The 18,356-nt window shown below is 71.8% G+C and carries 18 protein-coding genes; 9 read left to right on the forward strand and 9 right to left on the reverse strand.

Translation table 11 applies throughout. The annotated features are described in order from the left end of the window. Positions 1 to 125: 125 nt before the first annotated feature. From hisH to ACFT2C_RS19585, 5 genes are all read right to left on the reverse strand, one after another. Positions 126 to 770 (reverse strand): imidazole glycerol phosphate synthase subunit HisH, encoded by a 645-nt coding sequence (hisH, locus tag ACFT2C_RS19565; RefSeq protein WP_377208744.1) that lies wholly within the window; start codon positions 768 to 770, stop codon positions 126 to 128. Positions 771 to 772: 2 nt separating this feature from the next. After that, positions 773 to 1,375: a hypothetical protein gene (locus ACFT2C_RS19570; RefSeq protein ID WP_377208745.1), complete on the reverse strand. Its 603-nt coding sequence runs from the start codon at positions 1,373 to 1,375 to the stop codon at positions 773 to 775. A gap of 5 nt (positions 1,376 to 1,380) precedes the next feature. Continuing rightward, positions 1,381 to 1,980 (reverse strand): imidazoleglycerol-phosphate dehydratase HisB, encoded by a 600-nt coding sequence (gene hisB / locus ACFT2C_RS19575; RefSeq protein WP_377208746.1) that lies wholly within the window; start codon positions 1,978 to 1,980, stop codon positions 1,381 to 1,383. Then, on the reverse strand, positions 1,977 to 3,182 hold the full coding sequence (locus ACFT2C_RS19580) for a histidinol-phosphate transaminase (protein ID WP_377208747.1): 1,206 nt from the start codon (positions 3,180 to 3,182) through the stop codon (positions 1,977 to 1,979). Before ACFT2C_RS19580 ends, hisB begins: the two co-directional genes overlap by 4 nt. Positions 3,183 to 3,252: 70 nt before the next feature. Further along, complete coding sequence (locus ACFT2C_RS19585; RefSeq protein WP_377208748.1) at positions 3,253 to 5,769, reverse strand: RecQ family ATP-dependent DNA helicase; 2,517 nt, start codon at positions 5,767 to 5,769, stop codon at positions 3,253 to 3,255. Between the two features lie 80 nt (positions 5,770 to 5,849). Here ACFT2C_RS19585 and ACFT2C_RS19590 point away from each other — a divergent pair, with 80 nt between their 5' ends. From ACFT2C_RS19590 to ACFT2C_RS19620, 7 genes are all read left to right on the forward strand, one after another. Continuing rightward, a complete protein-coding gene (locus ACFT2C_RS19590; RefSeq protein ID WP_377208749.1) occupies positions 5,850 to 5,993 on the forward strand; it encodes a hypothetical protein in 144 nt (47 codons plus the stop codon). Between the two features lie 149 nt (positions 5,994 to 6,142). Continuing rightward, the gene (locus ACFT2C_RS19595) at positions 6,143 to 7,822 is read left to right on the forward strand and encodes an ABC transporter substrate-binding protein (protein ID WP_377208750.1); all 1,680 of its coding nucleotides are present in this window, start codon (positions 6,143 to 6,145) and stop codon (positions 7,820 to 7,822) included. A gap of 58 nt (positions 7,823 to 7,880) precedes the next feature. Further along, positions 7,881 to 8,873: an ABC transporter permease gene (locus tag ACFT2C_RS19600; RefSeq protein ID WP_377208751.1), complete on the forward strand. Its 993-nt coding sequence runs from the start codon at positions 7,881 to 7,883 to the stop codon at positions 8,871 to 8,873. Further along, positions 8,866 to 9,789 carry an ABC transporter permease gene (locus ACFT2C_RS19605; RefSeq protein ID WP_377208752.1) on the forward strand — a complete coding sequence of 308 codons (924 nt, stop codon included), beginning with the start codon at positions 8,866 to 8,868 and terminating at the stop codon, positions 9,787 to 9,789. The genes ACFT2C_RS19600 and ACFT2C_RS19605 overlap by 8 nt, the downstream gene beginning before the upstream one ends. Then, positions 9,786 to 10,667 carry an ABC transporter ATP-binding protein gene (locus ACFT2C_RS19610; protein ID WP_377208753.1) on the forward strand — a complete coding sequence of 294 codons (882 nt, stop codon included), beginning with the start codon at positions 9,786 to 9,788 and terminating at the stop codon, positions 10,665 to 10,667. The genes ACFT2C_RS19605 and ACFT2C_RS19610 overlap by 4 nt, the downstream gene beginning before the upstream one ends. Continuing rightward, a complete protein-coding gene (locus ACFT2C_RS19615) occupies positions 10,667 to 11,503 on the forward strand; it encodes an ATP-binding cassette domain-containing protein (protein ID WP_377208754.1) in 837 nt (278 codons plus the stop codon). Before ACFT2C_RS19610 ends, ACFT2C_RS19615 begins: the two co-directional genes overlap by 1 nt. Positions 11,504 to 11,587: 84 nt before the next feature. Beyond that, complete coding sequence (locus tag ACFT2C_RS19620) at positions 11,588 to 12,457, forward strand: oxidoreductase (protein WP_377208755.1); 870 nt, start codon at positions 11,588 to 11,590, stop codon at positions 12,455 to 12,457. Positions 12,458 to 12,518: 61 nt separating this feature from the next. On the opposite strand, the gene ACFT2C_RS19625 is transcribed toward ACFT2C_RS19620, so the two are convergent. From ACFT2C_RS19625 to ACFT2C_RS19635, 3 genes are all read right to left on the reverse strand, one after another. Next, positions 12,519 to 13,811 carry a carbohydrate-binding protein gene (locus ACFT2C_RS19625; protein ID WP_377208756.1) on the reverse strand — a complete coding sequence of 431 codons (1,293 nt, stop codon included), beginning with the start codon at positions 13,809 to 13,811 and terminating at the stop codon, positions 12,519 to 12,521. 123 nt (positions 13,812 to 13,934) lie between these two features. Beyond that, positions 13,935 to 14,855 (reverse strand): RNA polymerase sigma-70 factor, encoded by a 921-nt coding sequence (locus ACFT2C_RS19630; RefSeq protein ID WP_377208757.1) that lies wholly within the window; start codon positions 14,853 to 14,855, stop codon positions 13,935 to 13,937. Beyond that, positions 14,852 to 16,057, reverse strand: a complete 1,206-nt coding sequence (locus ACFT2C_RS19635) for an NAD(P)/FAD-dependent oxidoreductase (RefSeq protein WP_377208758.1) — start codon at positions 16,055 to 16,057, stop codon at positions 14,852 to 14,854. Before ACFT2C_RS19635 ends, ACFT2C_RS19630 begins: the two co-directional genes overlap by 4 nt. Positions 16,058 to 16,218: 161 nt before the next feature. Here ACFT2C_RS19635 and ACFT2C_RS19640 point away from each other — a divergent pair, with 161 nt between their 5' ends. Continuing rightward, on the forward strand, positions 16,219 to 16,623 hold the full coding sequence (locus tag ACFT2C_RS19640) for a pyridoxamine 5'-phosphate oxidase family protein (protein ID WP_377208759.1): 405 nt from the start codon (positions 16,219 to 16,221) through the stop codon (positions 16,621 to 16,623). 29 nt (positions 16,624 to 16,652) lie between these two features. Here the strand turns inward: ACFT2C_RS19640 and ACFT2C_RS19645 are convergent, their stop codons facing one another. Next, positions 16,653 to 16,916 (reverse strand): RNA-binding S4 domain-containing protein, encoded by a 264-nt coding sequence (locus ACFT2C_RS19645; RefSeq protein ID WP_377208760.1) that lies wholly within the window; start codon positions 16,914 to 16,916, stop codon positions 16,653 to 16,655. A 36-nt stretch (positions 16,917 to 16,952) separates the two neighbouring features. Between ACFT2C_RS19645 and hisD the strand changes: the two genes are divergently transcribed. After that, positions 16,953 to 18,278, forward strand: coding sequence for a histidinol dehydrogenase (gene hisD / locus ACFT2C_RS19650; RefSeq protein WP_377208761.1), 1,326 nt, complete (start codon positions 16,953 to 16,955; stop codon positions 18,276 to 18,278). The last annotated feature ends 78 nt before the right edge of the window (positions 18,279 to 18,356 follow it).

The raw sequence follows: 18,356 nt of genomic DNA on the forward strand, positions 1-18,356 counted from the left end.
CGGGCCGGCGCCCGCGCGGGTGTTTCTGTCCTCCCCATGTAGCCAGCGGGCCTGGGGGGGGGGCGGCGCGGTGGGCCGAGCTTGTCGAGACCGGTCTCGACAAGCTCGACCACCGGAACGGCGGGCTAGCTGAGCGTGCGGAGCCAGTTCTCCAAGAGGTGGGATCCCGCGTCGCCCGACTTCTCCGGGTGGAACTGGGTCGCCGCGAGGGGGCCGTCCTCGACGGCCGCGACGAAGCGGCCGCCGTGGTCGGCCCAGGTCACCTTCGGCGGCGAGAAGACCCCCACCGCGTTCTCGTCGTGCCCCTTGGCGAACGTCTGGGCCGCGTAGGAGTGCACGAAGTAGAAGCGCTCGTCGGCGATGCCCTTGAACAGGGCCGACCCCTCCGGCACCTCGACCGGCGACCAGCCCATGTGCGGGACGACGGCGGCGTGCAGCCGCTCGACGACGCCCGGCCACTCGCCGATGCCGTCGGTGCGCTCGCCATGCTCCACCCCGGCGTCGAACATGACCTGCATGCCCACGCAGATGCCGAGCACCGGGCGGTTGCCGGCCAGACGGCGGCCCACCACCTCGTGCCCACGGACCGCCGTGAGGCCCGCCATGCACGCGGCGAACGCGCCGACCCCGGGCACCACGAGGCCGTCGGCGTCCTGCGCGGTGGCCCGGTCGGCGGTCAGCGTGACGTCGGCGCCCACGCGTTCGAGCGCGCGGACAGCGGACCGGACGTTACCGAACCCGTAGTCGAGGACGACGACGCGTGCGCCCACGCTCAGGCCCCGTCCTTGCCGTCGGGACCGGACTCGCCCTTGCCGATGCTCTTGCGGGCCTTGCGCGCGGCGGAGGTGAGCATCCGCACCGCCTTGAACTTGCTGATCGACGTCGAGGCGACCACGCCGTCCAGGTCGGCCACGCTGGAGGCGCCCGTCAGCAGGTCGACCACGCTCTCGGGGGCGCCGCCCAGCACGAGACCCGGGGCGAGCTCGTCGCCGCGGACGCCGTCGGCGAACCGGACCGCCGTCATCTGCTCGCCGGTGCGGGTCACCAGGACGAGCGGGACCCCCCGTACGAGCTGGGAGATCGCCATCGCGGCCTGTTCGGGCGCGTCGCCCGCGAGGTCCTTCAGGACGCCGACCGCGCCGACCGAGGTGGGCACCGCGTCCAGGTCGAGCTGGGCCAGGGAGCTGGCCGCCGCGAGCGGCGCGGCGCCCGCGATCTGGGTGATGAGCGCGGCGAACTCGGGCTCGCCGCTACCGGTCAGGGAGGACAGGTCGTCCGGGATCTCGATGCTGTCGAAGTCGAAGTCGGGCAGGTCGTCGCCGGGCGGCGTGCTGCTGCTGGACCCATCGTTGTCGGGCCTGGGGCTGTCGGACATGGCGGCTAGAGCGCACCCTTCGTGGACGGGATGCCGTCGACCCGGGGGTCGATGGCGACGGCGGCGCGCAGCGCACGCGCCAGCGCCTTGAACTGGGCTTCGACGATGTGGTGCGGGTCGCGGCCCGCGAGCACCCGGACGTGCACGCAGATGCCCGCGTGGTGGGCTATCGACTCCAGCACGTGGCGCGTCAGCGAGCCGGTGAAGTGGCCGCCGATGAGGTGGTACTCCTGGCCCGCGGGCTCGCCCGTATGCACCAGGTAGGGCCTGCCGGAGACGTCGACGACCGCCTGGGCGAGCGCCTCGTCGAGCGGCACGAGCGCGTCGCCGAACCGGGCGATGCCGGCCTTGTCGCCGAGCGCCTGGCGCAGCGCCTCGCCGAGGCTGATGGCCACGTCCTCCACCGTGTGGTGGACGTCGATGTGGGTGTCGCCGGTCGCCTGCACCGTGAGGTCGATCAGCGAGTGCTTGCCGAGCGCCGTGAGCATGTGGTCGTAGAACGGCACGCTCGTGCTGATCTCGGTGCGCCCGGTGCCGTCGAGGTCCAGCTCGACCAGCACCTTCGACTCGGAGGTGGCGCGCTCCACCCGTGCTGTCCTGCTCATGCCTGTTCCTCTCCCTGCAGCCGCATGACCTCGGTGAGCGCCGCGCGGAACGCGGCCATCTCGGCGGGCGTGCCGATCGACACCCGGAGCCAGCCGTCGGGGCCGGTCTCGCGGATCAGGACCCCGCGGTCCAGGAGACCCTGCCATACGGCGTGCCGGTCGCCGAACGTCCCGAACAGCACGAAGTTCGCGTCGGTGTCAGCGACGTCGAACGGGTGACCGTCCGGGAGCCGCTGCTTGCGCAGCCAGGCGACCGCCGCATCACGTTCGGCGCGCAGCGTGGCGACCTGCGCCATGAGGGACTCACGGTGGCGCAGCGCGGCACTCGCCGCGGCCTGCGTGATGGCGCTCAGGTGGTACGGCAGGCGCACGATCCGGAGCGCGTCCACGAAGTCGTGGGAGGCGACGAGGTAACCAAGCCGGGCCCCGGCCGCGGCGAACGCCTTGGACATGGTGCGCGTCACGGCCAGGTTCGGGTACCGGGCCAGCAGTGCCACCGCCGACGGTGTCCCCGGGCGACGGAACTCCGCGTACGCCTCGTCCACGACGACGACGGGGCGCGCGCCGTCGATGTCGACGGTGAGCGCGGCCTCGCAGACCGCCTCGATGGTGGTCGTCGGCAGGGCCGTGCCGGTCGGGTTGTTGGGGCTGGCCAGCAGGATCACCGAGGGGGCGACCTCGCGGATCAGCGCGGCGGCGTGGACCGGGTCGAGCGTGAAGTCGTCCTCGCGGCGGCCCACCACCCAGCTCGTGTGCGTGTCGCGCGCGTACTCGGGGTACATGGAGTACGTGGGCGCGAACGACAGGGCGGTGCGGCCCGGGCCGCCGAACGCCTGCAGCACGTGCAGCATGACCTCGTTGGAGCCGTTCGCCGCCCACACGTCCAGGTCGTCCAGCCGGACGCCCGTCTCCAGCATGAGGTAGTCCGCCAGGTCCTGGCGCAGCGCGGTGGCGTCGCGGTCCGGGTAGCGGTTCATCCCCCGGGCGGCGCGCGCGACCTCCTCGGCGATGGTCGCCACCACCTCCTCGCCGGGCGGGTACGGGTTCTCGTTGACGTTCAGCAGCACCGGGACGTCGAGCTGCGGCGCGCCGTACGGCTTCTCGTCCGCCAGCTCGGGCCGCAACGGCAGGCGCACCGAGGGCGCCGAGGCGCTGTCCGCGGTGCTGTCCTTCGTGCCGTGCTGGTCGACGGCGTGGGTCATCACCGGACCAGTCTACGAAGCGCGCGGCGCCGACCTGGTACGAGTCCGCCCACCGGGCGGGTGGGCCTGGTCACCGCACGCCCAGCACGAACGGGTACACCGCCGCCGCGCCGGCCTGGCGCAGCAGCCGGGAGGCGACAGTGAGCGTCCAGCCCGAGTCGGTGTAGTCGTCCACCAGCAGGACCGCACGGCCTGGCAGGCCGCGCAGCGCGCCCTCGCCGAGCTGGAGCTGCAGACGCCGGGCCACACCGGCGAGCCGCATCGCGGAGTTCACGTCGTGCCGACCGGGCTCCTCCTGCCCTGCGACCGGGCCGATGGCCCCGATCATGGGCACGCCCAGGTACTTCGCGAGCCCCGTGGCCAGGTGGTACGACAGCTGCGGCCGCGCGATGGAACGGACCGCCACGACGGCCTCGATCACGAGCGGGCCGGGCTCGGCGCCGCCGGCGACCTCGCTCCCGTCGTTCCCGCCGTCGACCGCCGCGGCGGGTTCATCGGCGGCCGGGCGGAGCGCGCTCCACTCGTCGAGCACCCGCGCGGCGGCGCGGCGCAGCGGCACGGGCAGCTCGCCGTCGGTGGCGGTCGGCGCGAACAGGTCGCGCAGCGGGCCGGACCAGCCGAGGCCGTCGAGCCGGGCGACAGCCCGACCGGGCTCCGCCAGCTCGGCGGGCGGGATCTTGCCCTTGAGGTCGAGGCCGATGGAGGCCAGGCCGGTGGGCCACATCTTGCGGGTCTCGACCTCGACGCCCGGGCGGTCCATCTCGGCGCGAGCGGCCGCGACCGCCTCGGCGTCGGGCGCCTCGGGCAGCTCCATGGCGCCGCACCGGTCACAGCGGCCGCACTGCCAGCCCGCCGCCAGGTCCGGGTCGTCGAGCTGGTGCCGCAGGTAGGCCATGCGGCAGCCCTGGGTGCTCACGTAGTCCACCATGGCCTGCTGCTCTGCGGTGCGGGTGGCAGCGACGCGGGCGTACCGCTCGGCGTCGTACGACCACTCCCGCCCCGTGGACTCCCAGCCGCCGCGCACGCGGCGGACCGCGCCGTCGACGTCGAGCACCTTGAGCATCGTCTCCAGGCGGGATCGGCGCAGGTCCACCTGCGTCTCCAGCGCCGCCGTCGACATGGTGCCGCCCCCGCGCAGGGCGTCGAGCGTGGCGCGCACCTGGCCCTCGGCGGGGAACGCCTGCTCGCCGAACCAGTCCCAGATCGCCTTGTCCTCGACCCCCGGCAGCAGCACCACGAGGGCCTGGTCGACCCCACGGCCGGCGCGGCCCACCTGCTGGTAGTACGCGATGGGCGAGGACGGCGCGCCCAGGTGCACCACGAACGCCAGGTCCGGCTTGTCGAATCCCATCCCCAGGGCTGACGTGGCGACCAGCGCCTTGACCTCGTTGTTCTTGAGGTCCGCCTCGAGCTGCTCGCGCTGCGCCGGCTCCGTCCGGCCGGTGTACGAGGCGACGCCGAGGCCGTAGCCGCGCAGCTGTTCGGCGACCTGCTCCGCCGCCGACACAGTGAGGCAGTAGACGATGCCGGAACCCTCGATGTCCTGCAGCGCCTCGGCCAGCCAGGCCACGCGCGTCGGCTGGTCGCCGAGCTCGAGCACCGCCAGGTGCAGCGACTCCCGGTCGAGCCCGCCGCGCAGCACCAGCACGTCCTCGTCGGCCGCGCCGTCGGCGTGCACGGCGAGCTGCTCGGCGACGTCCTGCGTGACGCGCTCGTTCGCGGTGGCCGTCGTGGCGAGCACGGGGATGCCCGCCGGCAGGTCCGCCAGGAGTGTGCGGATGCGCCGGTAGTCGGGCCGGAAGTCGTGGCCCCAGTCCGAGATGCAGTGCGCCTCGTCGATCACCACGAGCCCGGCGTCGGCCGCGAGACGCGGGAGCACCTCGTCGCGGAAGCCAGGGTTGTTCAGGCGCTCCGGCGAGCAGAGCAGCACGTCGACCTCGCCGCGTGCGATCGACGCGTGCACCTCGTCCCACTCGGTCATGTTGGCGGAGTTAATGGTCACCGCACGGATGCCCGCGCGGGAGGCCGCCGAGATCTGGTCGCGCATGAGCGCAAGCAGCGGCGACACGATCACCGTCGGCCCGGCGCCGCGGGCGCGCAGCAGCTTGGTCGCCACGAAGTACACGGCCGACTTGCCCCACCCGGTGCGCTGCACCACCAGCGCCCGACGGCGGAACGCGGCCAGCGCCTCGATCGCCGTCCACTGGTCGTCCCGCAGCCGGGCGTCGTCGCGGCCGACGAGCTCACGCAGCGCCGCCTCGGCCTCTTCGCGCAGGGAGCCGCCGGGCAGGGCTGCGGCGACCTGCCGGGGAGCCTGCTCGCGCTCAGCGACCGCCACGTCCTGCTCGACCGGCACCGCCGGCTCCACCGCCGCCGGTGCCGGCCGCGGAGCGGGCGGCGCAGCGGCTGCGGCCGCCGCGCCCTCGTCCAGGAGGCCGCGCAGCATCTGCAGCTTGGCGGCCTGCGCCTCGGGCGAGTTCCGCGCGGACGGCGGGAGCGCCGGATCGCCGACCTCGGTCAGGAAGGCTGCGTCGTCGGGCGGCTCCTCCACGTTGAAGGGGAGGCCTGCGAAGGGGTCCTTGGTCACGCCTCGATACTAGGAGCAGCCACCGACACCGCGACCCCGTTATCCACAGATCGCGCCGCGAGATCTCCAGAATCCGGCGGGTGGACCCCACGACGAACGAACCGAGCCCGCAGCTCGACCTGGCACTGGCGCAGATCACTCGCGTGCCGGCCAGCCGCGTGAGCGAGACGCCGTCTCGGTCACGCGGCCGTTTCACCCCACCGGAGCGGTCCGGCGTCTCGTGACACACCTCACTTTTATCTCGATTTGGCAACTATAACGTTTTATACCGACATCCCCTCTTCCAATTTGTCAGCAACCTTTAGTTAAGTCTCCTTCCGTACGACCGGCGGAACGCGCGACACCGTCGCGCCGCCGACGCGAGAGGAACGACATGATCCGACGACGTGCCCGCAGAGGGATCGCCCTTGCAGCCGCACTCACCACTGTCACGCTCCTGGCGGCCGGCTGCGCCGGTCCCGCTGCATCCGACGAGGTACCCGTCGACCGCACGCTCAACGTGTGGGCCGGCAGCCAGACCCCCATCGCCGCGAACTTCAACCCCTACGCGCCCACCGTGCTGCAGGGCGCGCTCGGCCCGGTCTACGAGACGCTCTTCTTCTACAACAAGGTCGGCACCGATGACCCCGTCCCGATGCTCGGCGACTCGTTCGCCTGGAACGAGGACGGCACCGTCCTCACCATCAAGATCCGCGAAGGCGTCCAGTGGAACGACGGCGAGGACTTCACCGTCGACGACGTCGTCTTCTCGCTGACGAGCGAGGTCGCGAAGTCGCCGCAGCTCGTCTCGGCCAAGGCGACCGACGACACCACCGTCGAGGTCACGTACGACTCGCCCCAGTTCACCAACGAGGTCGGGATCCTCGGCAGCACGTGGATGCTGCCCAAGCACATCTGGGACGGGAAGTCGGTCGAAGAGGCCACCACGTGGGCCAACGAGGCACCGGTCGGCACCGGCCCGTACACCGTCGAGAGCGTCTCGGACGCGTCCTACACGCTGGTCGCCAACGAGAACTACTGGCAGGAGGGCAAGCCGGCGGTCAAGAAGGTGCGCTACCTCGGTATCGACGCCAACGCCTCGGCCGAGGACCTGCTCAAGTCGGGCGACCTCGACTGGACGGGCATGTTCGTGCCCGACCCCGAGGCCATCGCCGCGTCCGGCGGTCCGGCGGGCTACGTGAACACCCCGCAGGACCCGACGGTGCTGTACACCTGCGCCAACGCCGAGCTGGGCTGCAAGGGCCCGCAGACCGACGTGGCGGTTCGCCAGGCGATCAACCTCGCCATCGATCGCGGCACCATCAACGAGAAGGCTTTCGTCGGTCTGGCTGCCCCGATGTCGCCCACCTTCGCGCTCCTCGGCCGCGACGACAAGTGGATCGCCCCCGACGTCGAGAAGGAGAGCCCCCAGACCGGCGACCCGGAGGCTGCCGCGGCGATCCTCGAGAAGGCCGGCTACACCAAGGGCGCCGACGGCGTCTACGCGAAGGACGGCGTCAAGGTCGAGCTCACGCTCACCTCGGTGGAAGGCTGGACGGACTACAACGACGCCGCGAAGCTGATCGAGGAGCAGGTCGCAGCCGCCGGCATCAAGGTAACGGCGTCGACGGCCACGTGGCAGGAGTTCTCCGACTCCCGCCAGTCCGGCGACTTCCAGCTCATCATGGGCGGCGTCGTCGGCACGAGCGTCGCCGACCCGTTCCAGATCTACCGCGACTGGTTCTCGGGCGACTACACCCAGCCGGTCGGCACGGCGCTCGAGCCCGGCGAGTGGAACTTCACGCGCTACTCGAACCCCAAGGTCGACGCGGCGGTCGAGGATGCCGCCGCCGCGAGCGACGACGCGACGAAGATGGCCGCGTACACGACGATCCAGCACGAGATCACCCGTGACCTGCCCTACATCCCGATGGAGATCAACGCGACGCAGACGTTCTACAACGACACCGACTACACCGGCTGGCCCACGGAGGAGGACCTGTACGCGTTCCCGCCGTCCTGGGGTTCGGTCTCCGCCGGCTACATCCTGGCGAACCTGAAGCCGGTCGAGTGATGACGAGGACCCGAGGAGGGGCCGCGACGGCTGCGGTGCGGACGGACGGGAGCAACCAGTGACGTACTACCTGCGACGGGCCGCCTTCTACGCGATCACCGTGTGGGCCGCCATCTCGCTGAACTTCCTGATCCCCCGGCTCATGCCGGGTGACCCCGCCGACATCATGCTGGCCAAGATGGCCCGCAGCGGCGAGGTCGCCCCCGGCGTCGAACGCACCATCCGGCTCCTCCTCGGGTCCGACACGGACCAGACCATCTGGCAGCAGTACGTCGCGTACTGGGGCAACCTGGTTCGCGGCGACCTGGGGGTCTCGGTCACCAAGTTCCCCACCCCGGTGGCGGAGCTCATCAGCGCCGCCCTGCCGTGGTCGATCGGGCTGCTCGGCCTGGCGACGATCATCTCGTTCGTCGTGGGCATCGCGGCGGGCGCGTGGATCGGCTGGAAGCGCGGCACCTGGGTGGACCACATCATCCCCGGCTCGACGCTGCTGCAGTCCCTGCCGTACTTCTGGGTGGCGCTGCTGCTCGTGTACGGCTTCGCGGTGATCAACCCGTGGTTCCCCCGCATCGGCGGCTTCGACGTCTTCACGTTCGACGGTCCGCAGGTCTCCTGGGCGTTCGCGGGTTCGGTCGCCTATCACGGCATCCTTCCGGCGCTGACCGTGGTGCTGTCGTCGTTCGGCGGCTGGCTCCTCGGGATGCGGAACATGATGGTGTCCACACTGTCCGAGGACTACATCACCACGGCCGAGGCCAAGGGCCTGCGACGCTCGCGGGTCCTGCTCGGCTACGCCGTCCGCAACGCGGCCCTGCCGTCCATCGCGGGCTTCGGCATCTCGCTCGCCTTCGTGGTCACGGGAGCGATCGTCATGGAGCAGGTGTTCACCTACCCCGGACTCGGCAAGCTCATGATCACCGCCGTCCAGGGCAACGACTTCGCCCTCATGCAGGGCCTGTTCCTTGTCATCACCCTCACCGTGCTGGCGGCGACGTTCCTCATGGACATCGTCTACGGCTTCGTCGACCCGAGGACGCGTCACAATGGCTGAGACCCGATTTCTTCCCCGTCGATCCGCGAAGCTCGTCGCGGGCCTTGTCATCACCGTCGGCATCGTGCTGTTCGCCGTCGTCGCGCCGTTCTTCGTCCAGGACCCCCGGTTCTCCGGGAACGACGCGTTCCTCCCGCCCAGCGCCGATCATCTGCTCGGCACGACCAAGCTGGGCTACGACGTGCTGGCCCAGCTCGCCCACGGGGCACGCGGCTCGCTCATCGTGGGCCTCGTCGCCGCGGCCATCGCGATCGTCCTGTCGCTGATCTTCGGGATCTTCGCCGGATATGCCGGCGGCTGGACCGACGAGCTCCTCACCATGGTCACCAACATCATGCTGGTCATCCCGGGGCTGCCGCTGGTCATGGTCATCGCCGTGTACCTGCAGAGCCGCAGCCTGTGGCTGGTCGCCTTCATCCTCGGCATCACCGGCTGGGCGGGGTCCGCGGTAGTGCTGCGGTCGCAGGCCCGGTCGCTGCGGTCCCGCGACTACGTCGAGGCGTCGCAGGTGGCCGGCGAACGGACCGTGCGGATCCTCCTCGTCGAGATCCTGCCCAACCTCCTGCCGCTCCTCGCGGCCCAGTTCCTGTTCGCCGTGGTGTTCGCGATCCTCGGCGAGGCGGGCCTGTCCTTCATCGGGCTCGGCCCCAACGGCTCCATCACCTGGGGGACCATGATCACGGACGCATACGGCGGCAACGCGATGTCCGCTGAGGCCTGGTGGTGGTTCGTGCCGCCGGGCCTGCTCATCGCCGTCTTCGGCGCCGGCCTCTCGCTCGTGAACTTCTCCATCGACGAGGTGGTCAACCCCAAGCTCCGCGTCCTCGCGGAGACAGGCGACCGGCGTCGGGCACCCGAGGCTGCTACCCCCGCTCCCGTGGAGCCCGCCGAGCCGAAGGCGGAGGTGACCGCATGAGCGTTCCCGTGCTGACCGCCCAGGGCGTGTCGATCGAGTACCGGACCACGCCAGTGGTCCGCGCCGTGCGCGATGTGTCGCTCACCCTGCACCGGGGCGAGATCCTCGGGCTCGCCGGCGAGTCCGGCTGCGGCAAGACGACGTTTGCCTACGGGCTCACGCGCCTCCTGAAGTCCCCGGCCGTCCTGACGTCGGGCGAGGTCGTGTTCCACGACCGGGACGGCGGTGCAGTGGACGTCGCCGCGCTCGACGGCGAGTCGCTGCGCGCCTTCCGCTGGGACAAGGTCTCGATGGTGTTCCAGGGCGCGATGAACTCGCTCAACCCGGTCATCACCGTGCGCGCCCAGATCGACGACGTCCTCACCACGCACCGGCCGGGGATGCTCCGCGCCGAGCGTGCCGCGCGGGCCGCCGAGCTCCTCGGTCTCGTGAGCGTCGACCCGGCACGTCTCGACAGCTACGCGCACCAGCTCTCGGGCGGCATGCGCCAGCGCGTCATGATCGCCATGGCCCTCGCGCTGAACCCGCAGGTCATGATCATGGACGAGCCCACAACGGCGCTCGACGTCGTGGTCCAGCGCGAGATCCTGCGCGAGATCATGCGCCTGCGCGAGCGGTTCGGGTTCGCGGTCGTGTTCATCACCCACGACCTGCCGCTCCTGCTGGAGATCAGCGACCGGATCGCCGTGATGCTCGAGGGCGAGATCGTCGAGCTCGACACCGCGGAGAACATCTACGAGCGCCCGCAGCACGCCTACACCCAGCGCCTGCTGGAGTCGTTCCCGAGCCTCACAGGCGAGCGCGGCGGCTTCGTGCGGACGGGCGAAGCGGCCGGATCTCTGAGCACGGCCGACACCACCATCGAAGGGACTGCCTGATGGGAACGCTCGAGGTCCGCAACCTCGTCAAGGACTTCCGCGTCGGCCACGGCCTGCGGCGCTCCCGGCTGCGCGCGGTGGACGACGTGTCGTTCACCCTGGAAGCGGGCAAGACCGTCGCGCTCGTGGGCGAGTCCGGGTCGGGCAAGTCGACCGTGGCTCGCACGCTCGCGCGGCTCGAGACGCCGACGTCGGGGGAGATCCTGCTCGACGGCCGCCCGGTGTCGGGTAGCCGCACCGCCATGCGTGCGTACCGGCACGACGTGCAGATGGTCTTCCAGGACCCTTTCGCGTCGCTCAACCCGTTCCACACGGTGGCACACCACCTGGAGCGACCGCTGGAGCTGCATGGTGTGGCGCGCGGGCGCGAGGCCGTGGCCGAGCAGGTCGCCGGCCTGCTGGAGCGCGTGTCCCTCACACCCGCCGCCGTATATGCGGCGAAGCGGCCGCACGAGATGTCTGGCGGCCAGCGCCAGCGTGTCGCGATCGCGCGCGCCCTGGCGCCTGGCGCCCGGTTCCTCGTGGCCGACGAGCCCGTCTCGATGCTGGACGTCTCCATCCGGCTGGGGGTGCTCAACCTCCTGGCACGCCTGCAGCGGGAGGAGAACCTCGGTGTCCTGTACATCACCCACGACCTCGCGACGGCCCGCCACTTCAGCGACGAGATCCTCGTGATGTACCGCGGCCACGTGGTGGAGCGAGGGCCGTCCGACCAGGTCATCCTCGATCCCCAGCACGACTACACGAAGACGCTGCTCGCGGCGGCGCCGGACCCGGCGCGGCACGGCCGGCTCCGGGACGAGGTCCGGGCGGAGCTGGCGTCGCAGGGCGCCTAGGTGCTTGCGCGCCCGCCTGGTCCTGCCAGTCCCAGGATCCTGGGGGTACTACCTCGTTCCCGGGGCCCGGAACAGGCTGAGGCCATGACCACACAGACACTGCCCGGCGGGACCTACACGCTCGCCGACGACCTGACCGTCTCCCGCGTCGGCTACGGGGCCATGCAGCTCGCCGGCCCCCACGTCTTCGGCCCGCCCGCCGACCGCGCGGCCGCCGTCGCCGTCCTGCGCGAAGCCGTCGCGCTCGGCATCACCCACATCGACACCGCCGACTTCTACGGCCCGTACGTCACCAACGAGATCATCCGCGAGGCTTTGCACCCCTACCCTGCGGACCTGCACATCGTCACCAAGGTCGGCTCGGTGCGCGACGCCGAGGGCGGCTGGGTGATGCAGCGGGAGCCCGGCCAGCTCCGCCGCCATGTCGAGCAGAACCTCGAGCACCTCGGCCTCGACCGGCTCGACGTCGTGAACCTGCGCGTGGGCGGCGTCGACCGGCCGGAGCCGGGATCGCTCGCCCCCCAGTTCACCGCGCTCGCCGAGCTGCAGCAGGAGGGCCTGATCAAGCACCTCGGCGTCAGCACCGTCCTGGCCGAGCAGGTCGCCGAGGCCCAGTCGATAGCGCCGGTCGTCGGCGTCCAGAACTTCTACAACATCGCCAACCGGCAGGACGACGAGCTGATCGACTCGCTGGCCGAACAGGGCATCGCGTACGTGCCGTACTTCCCGCTGGGCGGCTTCTCGCCGCTGCAGTCGGCGGAGCTGAACGCCGTGGCGGCCCGGCTGGGCAGCACGCCCACCGCCGTCGCGCAGGCCTGGCTGCTGCAGCGCTCGCCGAACATCCTGCTCATCCCGGGGACGTCGTCTTCTGTGCACCTGCGCGAGAACGTCGCGGCGGCAGGTCTCGAGCTGCCCGACGACGCGATCGCGGAGCTGAACACGATCGGCGCCTGACGTCCTGCCGGCTACGCCCTGTGCCGGGGCGGGCGAGGAAGCCCTCGCCCGCCCGGCATCGCTACCGGCCCTGCAGGGCCTTCACGTTGTCGCCGAAGGTCCAGTCGCGCGACCCGTCCCAGTTGATGGACCAGGTCATCAGGCCCTTGAGCGCGCCGTTATACGCGCCGTACGCCTGTGACACGAGCGACGGCGCCATGTACCCGCCGCCCGCACCCTGCTGGGCCGGCAGCCCGGGGACCTGCTGGTCGTACGGCACGCGGATCGTGGTGCCCTGGATGTTCAGCCCGGCGTTCAGGCAGTCGGTCTGGGCCCGGAACCCCTCGACGGTGCCCGCCGCGTAGGAGTTCCCGGAGCAGTCGTACATCGACCCGTTGTAGTACTGCATGTTGAGCCACCAGAGCCGCCCGTTGTCGGCGTACTTCTTGATGACGGGCAGGTACGAACCCCAGATCGAGCCGTAGGTGACGCTGCCGCCGGTGACGTAGGCGGTCTCGGGCGCCATCGTCAGGCCGAACCCGGCGGGCATCCCCGCGAGCACTCCGTCGATGATCCGGATCAGGTTGGCCTGCGACGGTGAGAGCTGCGTGATCGAGCCGCTGCCGGTCAGGCCGGTCTCGATGTCGATGTCGATCCCGTCGAAGTTGTACTCCCGCAGGATCGGCACGATCGTCTCGACGAACCGGTCCGCCACGGCCTGCGAGGACAGGTCGATCCCCGCGGTGGCGCCGCCGATCGACATCAGGATGGTCAGGCCGCTCTCCTTCGCGGCGCACATCTCCTCGGGCGTCGGCACCTGGACGCCCGCGTCCATGCCGTCCTCCCACAGCACCGTGCCGTCGGAGCGGATCACGGGGAACGCGAGGGTCGCCACGTTGTACCCGTGCTGCGTGATGCGCGAGTCGGTGATCGGGATCCAGCCCAGGCCGGGGTGCACGCCGTTGCTCGCGCCGTCCCAGTTCTCCCAGTAGCCCTGCAGCACCTTGCCGGACGGGCGCGGCCGCTGGCCGCAGTCGGCGGGCGTCGGCTCGGGGTCCGGCGTCGGGTCCGTGGGGTCGGGATCGGGATCGGTGGCGCACGCGCCGTCGTCGGTCCAGAGGCTCGGCGTGCTGCCGGGCGTCCAGCCCGCGCCGGCGTACGCGGTGTGCGCCACGAGAGCCGTGTACCCCCGGCCGAGGTGCGTCACGTGGTCGCCGACGGCGTAGGTGCTGCCCTCGGTCCAGGTCACCGCGGCGCAGTCGGCGGCAGCCGCCTGGGCCACCGGCCCCGCCTGCGCGACCAGGACCGGCACCGCCAGTCCGGTGACGAGCAGGGCGGCGACTCCCGCCGCCAGGAACGATGTACGCCGTCTCATGGCACTCCTCAGGGCCGGGGCATTTGTCAGGAACGCTAGCCAAATACGCGGACGCGGGGAATACGGGGAACCCACACCCCCCCCGGTGCGGAGATCACGCGGACCTCCGCGGACCCGGGGCGCTCACCGCCCGGTGACCTCGTACGTGGTGCCCTCGGCGACCGCCCGGAGCTTGTCCGGGTTGGCCACGTTGTGGATCGTGACGATGCGGCCGTCGGCGTCGAAGTCGAAGGTGACCGTCGCGATCACGCGGCCGGCTCCGCGGAAGAGCATGCCCGGCGCGCCGTTGAGCTCGACGAGCTCAGCGTTCATGTCGGCAGGCTCGACGCCCTGATAGGTCACGGTGCCGATCGCCGCGAACCAGGCGGCCACCGTGCCGGCGCCCACGACCGGGCGCAGTGCCTGGCGGACCTTGCCGCCGCCGTCGGTCCACAGGGTGACGTCCGGGGAGAGCAGGTCCATCAGGGCGTTGACGTCTCCGCCGGTCGCGGCAGCGAAGAACCGCTCGGTGGCCGCGCGCTGCCGCGGCCGGTCGGCGGCGAAGCGCGGTCGTCTGGCCCGCACGTGCTCGCGGGCCCGGTGCGCGGCCTGCCGCACCGCGGTCTCGGAGCGGTCCACCGCCTCGCCGATCTCGGCGTAGCTGAAGTCGAAGACCTCCTTCAGGACGAACACCGCGCGCTCCAGCGGGCTGAGCGTCTCCAGCACCACCAGCATCGCCATGGACACCGACTCGGCGTCGACCGCGGCGTCGGCGGCGTCCCCGCCCGTGAGGATCGGCTCGGGCAACCACGGGCCCACATAGGTCTCGCGCTTGTGCCGAGCGGACCGCAGGCGTTCGAGCGCCAGGTTGGACACGATCCGCGCCAGGTACGCCTTGGGATCGGCTACCTGCGAGCGGTCGGCGGCCGACCACTTGATCCAGGTGTCCTGGACCACGTCCTCGGCATCGGCGGCGGTGCCGAGGAACCGGTAGGCCACCGCGAACAGCAGGCGCCGATGATCGTGGAACACCTGCTGGTCGCGCTCGGTCGGCGGGTGCGTCATCGCGCTACCCGGACCCGGGTGAAGCGACCGCCCTGCGGCCAGAACGCGCCGGAGGCGGGCATCTTCTTCATGCGGCCGAAGGTCGGCCAGGGTGAGGCGGTCACGGTCTCCTTATACCGCGCCGCCAGCGGGCCGGTCAGATACAGCCGGCGCGGGCTGTCGTCCGGGTGCGTGAACTGCACCACGGCGTCGTTCCGGCCCAGGCTCACCGGGGTGTGGTAGTAGCCGAAGCGGAACGGCCCGGGCTCCTTGCCCGCCAGCCCGCGGACGATCGACACCGCGGCGTGCACACCGGTGGGCATGCCGCCCTGGCAGGTTCCGTGCATGACGCCGTAACCCTGGCGGATAGCCGCCGCGTCACCCACCGCGTACACGTGGGGGTGCGAGACCGACCGCAGCGCGGTGTCGGTGACCACGCGGCCGCGCTCGTCGACGGTCAGACCGGCGGCGGCCGCCAGCGGCGACGTCCGCGTGCCGCTGGTCCACAGGACGACGTCGGCGGCGACGCTCTCCCCGTCCGCCAGCTCGACGGCGTCCGGCAGCACCTTCACGATCTCGACCGCGCTGCGCACCTCGACGCCCAGCCGGGCGAGAGCGCCGCGCAGGTACGCCCTGGCCTTCGTACTCATGGCCGCGCCGGGCGCCTGCCGGCCCAGCAGCACGACGCTCAGGTCGGGGTACCGCTCAGCGATCTCCGCAGCGGACTCCACGCCGGTCAGCCCGCTGCCGGCGACCACCACGGTGCCGCTGCCGAGCCGGTGCAGCCGGGCGGCCAGCGCCTCGGCGTCGTGCGCGCTGTTCAGGACGTACGCGTGGTCCTCGGCGCCCGGCACCGCCGCCGCGTCGGACATGCCGCCCAACCCGTACACCAGCGTGTCGTAGTGCAGGACCTGGTCGTCGTCGATCCGCACCGTCCTCGCGTCCGCGTCGACCGCCGTCACCCAGCCGCGCACGAACCGCGCGCCGGTCCCTGCCAGCAGCTCCGGGATGCTCAGCTCCGCGAGCTCCTGACTGGTCGCGGTCATGTGCAGCCGCAGCCGTTCCGTGAACCGCTCCTGCCCGTTGACCAGGGTGACCCGTACGTGCGGGTGGTTCCCGACTCGGGCCGCGAGCTGGACCGCCGCGGCCAGGCCGGCGTAGCCCGCTCCCAGGACCAGGATGTGGTGGGTGGTCGTCGTGCCTGCCTCGTGCTGTGTGCTCATCGGTCCGTCTTCCTTCTCTCGCTGTCCATACCCACGAGATGGGAGCGGCCGCTCGATTCGTGACACGGCGCGTGACACCGGGCGATGTGACGTGCGGCACAAGCACGGCCGGGACCCCGAGCCCCGGCGAGCGCGGGCCCGCGCCGTCCTAAACTCGCCTGGTGTTCCGCCTCAACCCCGAGCAGCTCGTCTTCGTCACCGAGCGCCACCTCGCCACCCTCACTACCCTGCGCCCCGACGGGACGCCGCACGTGGTCCCGGTCGCCTTCACCTGGGACGCCGAGGAAGGGGTGGCGCGGATCACGACCAACCGCACGTCCTTCAAGGCCCGCCACGCCGTCCCCCTGCCCGACGGCGGCGCCCCGCGCGCCGCCCTCTGCCAGGTGGCGGGCGGGCGGTGGATCACGCTGGAGGGCACCATCGCCGTCAGCGAGGACACGGCCGAGATCGCCGACGCCGTCGCGCGGTACGCGCGCCGCTACCGCCCGCTGGAGCCGAACCCGCAGCGCGTCGTGCTGCGGATCACCGTCGACAAGGTCATGGCCTCCACGTACATGGCGTCCTGACGACGTGGGTTGTGGGCACAGCCAAGCCGTCAGCCGACCTTTGCCGACTCCTCGCCCGCCGGCATCAGCACGCTCACCACGTCGCCGCGCACGAGCTGCCTGCCCCGGCGGGTCTCGACGTCGCCGTTGACCCGCACCTCGCCGTCGGCGATGAGGTCGCGGGCCTGGGCGCCGTGCTCGGCGAGGTCGGCGAGCTTCAGGAACTGGCCCAGGCGGATCACGTCGTCGCGGATCGGGACCTCGGGGACGGCCGCGGAGTCGGACCCGGAACCGGATGCAGAGTTGGACACCACAGCATTGTCCCCCGCCGTCCGCCATAGACTGGCCGGGTGATCCAACGCATCGACCTGCGCGGCCGGTCCCTGGGCCGCCGCGCCCTCCTCGACGTCCTTCCCCGTGCCGAGGTCGGAGTGGACGAGGCGGTCCATGTGGTCGAGCTGCTGCTGCGCCAGGTCCGGGAGGGCGGCGCGGCCGCGCTGCGCGAGATCGGGCTGCGGTTCGACGGCGTGGCGCCCGAGCACCTGCGGGTTCCCGCGGCCGCCCTCAAGGAGGCCCTCGACAGCCTGACGCCGCTGGTGCGCGACGGGCTGGAGGAGGCCATCCGCCGGGTCCGCCGGGTGCACGCCGAGCAGCTTCCTGCCGACCACGTGACCGAGCTCGCCCCGGGCGCCGTCGTGCGGCAGCGCTGGATCCCCGTCCAGCGGGTCGGCCTGTACGCGCCGGGCGGGCTGGCGGTGTACCCGTCGTCGGTAGTGATGAACGTCGTCGCGGCGCAGGAGGCGGGCGTGCCCGGCCTCGCCGTGGCGTCCCCGCCGCAGAAGGACAACGGCGGCCTGCCGCACCCGACGATCCTCGCGGCGTGCGAGCTGCTCGGCGTGGACGAGGTCTACGCGGTGGGTGGCGCGCAGGCCGTCGCGATGTTCGCCTACGGCGCTGCCGGCAGCCAGGAGCAGGACGGCGAGACCCTGTGCGAGCCCGTCGACGTCATCACCGGCCCGGGCAACGTGTACGTCGCCGCGGCGAAGCGCCTGGTGCGCGGCGTCGTCGGGATCGACGCCGAGGCCGGGCCCACCGAGATCGCCGTCCTCGCGGACGGCACCGCCGACGCCGGGCACGTGGCCCTCGACCTCATCAGCCAGGCCGAGCACGACCCGATGGCGGCATCGGTGCTGGTCACCGACTCGGTCGAGCTGGCGTCCGCGGTCGAGGCCCGGGTCCAGGACCTCGCCTCGGCCACCAAGCACTCCACGCGCGTGGCGCGGGCCCTGGACGGCCCGCAGTCCGCGATAGTCCTGGTGGACGACGTCGACGCCGGGCTCGCCGTCGTCAACGCCTACGGCGCGGAGCACCTCGAGATCCAGACCGCCGACGCCGAGACGGTCGCCGCGCGCGTGCACAGCGCGGGCGCGATCTTCGTCGGCCCGTGGTCGCCGGTGTCGCTGGGCGACTACATGGCGGGCTCCAACCACGTGCTGCCCACCGGCGGCACCGCGCACTTCGCGAGCGGCCTGGGCGTGCACAGCTTCCTCAAGTCGGTGCAGCAGATCGAGTACTCGCGCGACGCCCTCGGCGAGCTCGCGGACCGGATCGTCGCCGTCGCCAACGACGAGGACCTCCCGGCCCACGGCGAGGCCGTCAAGGGCCGCTTCCACTAGCTCCCCAACCCCAGCCGAACCCGCGAAGTAGAGCGCTTGTCCGAGTCTCCCTGAGCTACTCAGGGAGACTCGGACAAG

This window comes from Promicromonospora sp. NPDC057138 (assembly GCF_042670845.1).
Taxonomy (GTDB): domain Bacteria; phylum Actinomycetota; class Actinomycetes; order Actinomycetales; family Cellulomonadaceae; genus Promicromonospora.